This is a genomic window from Campylobacter sp. GB48 (assembly GCF_049221845.1).
GTDB lineage: Bacteria > Campylobacterota > Campylobacteria > Campylobacterales > Campylobacteraceae > Campylobacter_D > Campylobacter_D lari_C.
Window position 1 is genome coordinate 1 of sequence record NZ_JBMJAR010000049.1, and the last position, 1,546, is coordinate 1,546.

1 protein-coding gene is annotated in these 1,546 nt (G+C 24.6%); it reads right to left on the reverse strand.

Going from position 1 to position 1,546, the window contains the following annotated elements; genetic code table 11:
• Nucleotides 1-1,512: type VI secretion system tip protein VgrG (gene vgrG / locus ACOTVC_RS08655; RefSeq protein ID WP_421628351.1), on the reverse strand; the 1,512-nt coding region annotated here is incomplete at its 3' end.
• Between the last annotated feature and the right edge of the window lie 34 nt (nucleotides 1,513-1,546).

Sequence of the window (1,546 nt, forward strand, 5' to 3'; positions counted from 1 at the left end):
ATTCACCCCATTATATAAACTCCCACTAATAAAAGGCTTGTCTATATCATCATCTAAAAATGAAATAATAACTTCATCTCCTATTCTTGGTGTATGATAAAAACCTGAATGATTGCTTGCTACATTACTAGCTACTCTTAAGAATGGACTATGATGATACATGTTTGTTTTATTATCTAATTCTTCTTGATTAGCATAAAGATTAATCCTTACCTTTACTCTTCCATATTCATCTGTGTATATGGTATTTCTTTGATTTTCTATATTAGAATCTTCCCCTATAACCATACCCATGGTGTTAATTGGAGGTTTTGGTTTGGATTTAAAACTAGGTGTAAAGGTTAAAAAAGATGGGATAAGGGTTAAATTATTTGTATAAGATTTGCTTAGATTTAAGTCTTTAATATTTAAATTATCATTGGTGTTGATAGTATTAGCTAAAATAGCATCATCGATTAAAATTTGTTCTTTTGCTATAATGGTGTATTCTTTAGTAGTTTCTTTTTGAATATTAATTTTAATACTTTCATTTAAACTAAGATGATAAATATTGCTTTTTGCTTTTAGTGTATTATTAAGCATAGAATTTCTTTTTTCTTTTAGGGTAGGGGATTGTTTTAAATTGATATTTTGCGTAAAAGAATACTCGCTTTCATAATAATGCTCATTATAATGTGTGTTAGTGTTTTGTGCTTTTGTGCTTAATGAGTATAAACTTAAAGGTTGTTTGGAATTATTACTAGAATGAGTAAAAGCGTTAGTTTGTATTTGTTTTTCTTTATTTAGTGCATAAATGCAAGCTTCATTAAGATGGTTATTGATATTAGGGTTAAAAACTATATCTTTTGTTTTGCCTTTATGAGTATAAAAATCATAAAAATAAATATTATCTTTATCTTCATAAAAATAAATGCCATGATTGTGTGCTAATCTTGTGATAAATTCTAAATCACTTTCATTGTATTGAGAAATCAATTCTTTAGTTTCATATATATGATGAATATTAGAAAAATCAATGTTTTTATTTAGCTTGGTGTTATAATAGGCTAAGGTTTGTTTAATTACTTCTATTATGTTTGTATGAGTATAAATACGATTTGCTTTATTAAAATCAAGTCTTATTAAAGGAGAGTGTAGGTTAAACTTAAAAAAATGTTTATGGTTTAATTGTTTAAAATTTTCTTTTACAATATTGCTAACACTATCTTGATTAACACCTAAATATTCAATATAAGATATTATTCCCTTATAAATCATATCAATATTAGTTGAAAAATCTATTTTTTTGTTTTCATAAGGATTTTTAATTATAAGTGAGGCTTCTTTATCAATAAGCATATTAGGATCAAATTCAATATTATCATCACTAAAAATATCATTATTGATATTTTCATAAAAACCTTCACATTCACATAAGAAGATTTGATCTAGACTTTCTTTTATAACGGCTTTTGTGATTTTAAAATCAAGTTTGTTAATTTTTAAATTAAGATAAGAGTTATTTGCATTCATTAAAAAAACCTTTGTTCATATTGGGATTTATTGG